The organism is Microbacterium sp. K24 (genome assembly GCF_004794465.1).
In the GTDB taxonomy this organism is placed as follows: Bacteria; Actinomycetota; Actinomycetes; order Actinomycetales; family Microbacteriaceae; genus Microbacterium.
This window is the reverse complement of sequence record NZ_SSDJ01000005.1, coordinates 1-3916: the sequence shown is the minus strand read 5'-3', so window position 1 is coordinate 3916 and position 3916 is coordinate 1. Positions and strand designations below refer to the sequence as shown.

The following is a 3916-nucleotide window of genomic DNA, read 5'->3' as shown; positions in this document are numbered from 1 at the left end:
GACGTCTTCGTGATCCAGACGCCGCCGTCGTTCAGATCGACCTTCGTCGTGGGGAAGCCTTCATAGGTGAGGGCCATGGTCGTGATCGCGACGACGCCGATCGTGACGCCCGCCGCCGAGGCGAGCGCCTTCGGGCGCGCGCGCATCCACGACAAAGCCTTCATCCGCCGGTCTCCCCCCAGGCCTCGCATCTGGAACTGCGATCCGCACCGTCCTCACGCGGACCGATACTTCAGTTCATCCTAACGGCGCGGGGGCCCGGCTCAATGGGCAGAGATGCCCAAGGGAGACCTGCGGATCATTGCCAGACGCGATGCTCGTACGCCTGCCCGTTGATCATGACCCAGGCCTCGATCACGCCGCGGCGGTTGCCGAGGTAGCAGCCGAGCTGCTTCTCGCTGTTGCCGTTCCCGTCCATGGTCATGGAGTAGGGCCCACCCCACTCGCCGCCGTAGGTCGCGTCGTTGTTGTTGCAGCGGACGGTGACCGTCTGTCCGGGGTCGAAGCCCCGCGCCGTCACGTAGAAGTAGGCACAGGTGCCGTCGTTGCAGTTCGGCTGTCCGTTCGCATTGCCGGTGGACGTGACCCACGCCCGCGGCGGGGGCTTCGGTCCCGAGGTCTGCTCGACGACCCCGCTCGTGATCTGCTGGCCGGCGGAGTCGGTCACCTCGACCTGGATGGTGTGGCGCTCGCTGTAGCCGTCGCCGACCGTCGTGCTGCCGGTCGCTCCCACGTTCTGCCAGCCGCCGCCGTCGATGCGGATGCGCACGGTCGAGATGGGGCGCCCGTTCGCCGAGCCGTTGGCGTTCCAGTTGAAGGTGACGCTCTTCGCGTTCTGCGCGGCGTTCACCTGGGGCTGCCGCAGCGGGCCGTAGGGGTTGCCCTGCGCGCCGTTCGAGACGGCGCCGGGATAGACGACGCCGTCGACGGTGGCGACCGCGCGCAGCTGCACCGTGTAGTTGGTGCCGTTGCTCAGGCCCGAGATGACGTTGTTGCCCGGAAGCCCCGCCCAGCTGCCGCCGCCGTTGAGCGTGTACTGGTACGCGATCTCGCTGGACTTGGCCCCGTTGCGCGAACCCTCGGCGTACGACACCGTGAGCGACTGATTGCCCTCGCGCACGCTGACTCCGGTCGGGGCGCCCGGCTTGTTGACACCACGGCGCGGCGCCGACATCGGGCTCCATTCGCTCCACCCGGCCTTGTTGTACGCCCGGATGCGGTACGTGTACGCCGTCTCGGAGGTCGGCACGGTAACGGCCTGCGACCGGGCGGAGGCCCCGGGCGTGATGGTGTTGCGGAGCGTCGAGCCCTCCCACACCTGCAGCTCGTAGGTGCTGATGGCGTCGCCGTTATTGTTCGGCGGCACCCAGCTGACCTGCATCTGCGCCTGGGTGCCGACGCCCTGGATCTCGGTCGTGGTGGGCGCGGCCGCGGTCATCGGCGGACCGGCGGGGACCTCGGAGGCCGACCAGTTGCTCCAGCTCGACGGTTCGGGCGCGCGGTTGTGCGCCTGGACGCGGATCTGGTAGTTCGAGCCGTTCTCGAGCCCCTCCCAGGTCATCGAGTTGCCCGTGGCCTGCTTCTGCGTGATGCCCGACGGGGGCGCGGGCGAGATCTCGAGCGTGTAGCTCTCGACCGGCGACCCCGGCGTGGTGGGGGTCGTCCAGCTGACCTTGAGCAACTTGTCGCCGAACGCGAGCGACGGCGGATTCGGGGTGTCGGGTCGTGCGTCGGGGCGGGCGATCGCCGAGGAGCCGGAGGGCTTCGACTCGCCCACGCGGTTCGTCGCCGTCACCTGGAACGTGTACTCGACGTTGTTGGTGAGGCCGTCGAGGGTGCAGGTCGTGGACTGGCACTCCTTCGAGTAGGGGTTGCCGCTCACGGACTTGACCGTGTACTTCGTGATCTCGGCGCCGTTGTTCGACGGCGCCCCGTACGACACGACGACGACGCGATCCTGCACGCTGCTGACGACGGGCGCGCCCGGAGCCTCGGGCACACCCTGCACCGTCACGACGATCTGCCCGTTCGCCTCGCGATCCGGGTCCTTCGTCGCGTCCTGGATGCGGTAGCGCACGATCATGGTGCCGACGAAGCTCGCATCGGGGGTGACCACGACCTGATCGCCCTTGACCGTCGCGCCACCCGAGCCGGACTCGGTCGAGGCGCTGAGCAGCTTGAGGGGAGTCTCGGGGAACGGGTTGAAGTCGTTCGCCAGCACCGGCACCGTGATGCTCTTGCCCTGGTCGGCCTCGGAGATCGTGTCGGTGTTGGCCGTCGGCACGGGGCGCGTGGAGGCGCCGACGCGCACCGACACGGTGCCGTCGACGGGCTCGGTCGTGCCGTCGGTGATGCGCAGCTTGAGCGAGGCGACGGTGCCCTTCTCGACGTCGGAACCGGCCTCGACGAGCAGGTCGGTGCCGTCGACCTTCGCGGTGATGCCCTTGCCGGCCCCGCTGACGTAGGTGTAGTCGTGCTTGCCCTCGTCTTCGGGATCGGGATCGGTCGTCAGCGCCGCGAGGTCGAGCTTCGTGGCCTCTTCGCCGGGCGCCACGACGACCTCGCTGCCGATGAAGGTCGGCTGCTGGTTCTCGGGCGGCAGAACGTTGATCGGGATGCTGAGCGTCGCGGTGCGGCCCTCGGGGTCATCGGGCCCGGTGCCGTCGGTGACCTCGAACGTGAGCGCGTCCTGTCCGAAGTAGCCGTCGGCCGAGGTGTAGACGAGCGTGGTCGCATCCTGCACGAGGTCGGCGCCGTTCGCGTGCACGGCGGTGACCTTGGCGTGCTCCGTGATGCGCGCGGTGCCACCGCCCGCGACCGTGACGTACTTCGAGAGCGGGATCTCCTTCGTCTCGCCGCTCATGACCTCGATGGGCTTGGTCGAGTCGAGGATCGGACGCAGGTCCGATTTCGCGGGCACGAAGATGAAGGCGGAGGCGGAGAGCTCGTCCCGGTCGGTGAGCGTGTAGCGGATGAGCTGCAGCTCGTCGGTCACGGTGACGCGCACCTTGCCGTTCTCGAGCGCGGTCGCGCCGTCGCCGAGGGTGACGTCGAGGCGATCGGTCGTCCCGTCCGGGTCCTCGTCGTTCTTGAGGATCTCGATGTCGGCGGTGAGCGTGTCGTCCTCGAGGTCGGTGGGCCGCACCCGGTCGTCGCGGGCGACGGGCGCCTGCAGCGGAACGTCTTCATCGACCGTGATCTGCAGGGCGGCGGTCGCCGTCGCTCCCCTGGCGTCGCGGATCGTGTACTGCAGCGAGGTCTCGAGAGCCCGATCCGGAGCCTGCACCAGCACGCGATCGCCGGAGACGCGGGCCGTGAGCCCGAGGTCGTCGGGGACTTCGAGGCCGTCCTTCACGAGCGTGATCTTGTCGCCCTCGGGGTCGGAGTCGTTCTCCATCACCGGCACGGCGATCTCGCGGCCGGGGCGCACCACGACGGCATCCTTGACCGCGTAGGGCTTCTGGTTGGTCTGCTCGCCGGGGGCGATGCCGACGCGGATCGTGGCGATGCCCTCCTTGCCGAGGCGGTCGCGCACGCGGTACTTGAACACGTCGACGCCGGTGGAGTCGTCGAACGCCTCGTACGTGAAGTAGTTCTGGCCGGTCTCGGTGATGCGGCCCTTGCCCGGGCTGGAGGCGATGTCGATGAGCTCGACGGAGTCGCCGTCGGCGTCGATGCCGTCGAGCGGCACGGCGATGCTCGTGGTGGACCCGGCGAGCACGCGCGAGACGAGGTCCTGCGGACGCGGCGCCGCGTTGGTGTCGTCCACGACGGGCAGGATCTGGATCGTGACGTAGGCGGCGGCCTTCTGCTGGCGCGAGTCGACGGCCTCGTAGGTGAGGTACACCGTCTTGGCCTCGGGCCCCGCCTTGAAGCGCACCTGGTCCTGCGAGACGAACGCCTCGCCGTCCTCCGG

1 protein-coding gene is annotated in these 3916 nt (G+C 69.2%); it reads right to left on the bottom strand.

The annotated features are described in order from the left end of the window. Positions 1-298: 298 nt before the first annotated feature. The coding region (locus tag DW306_RS00035) for a fibronectin type III domain-containing protein (protein WP_136053619.1) at positions 299-3916 on the bottom strand (3618 nt) is incomplete at its 5' end.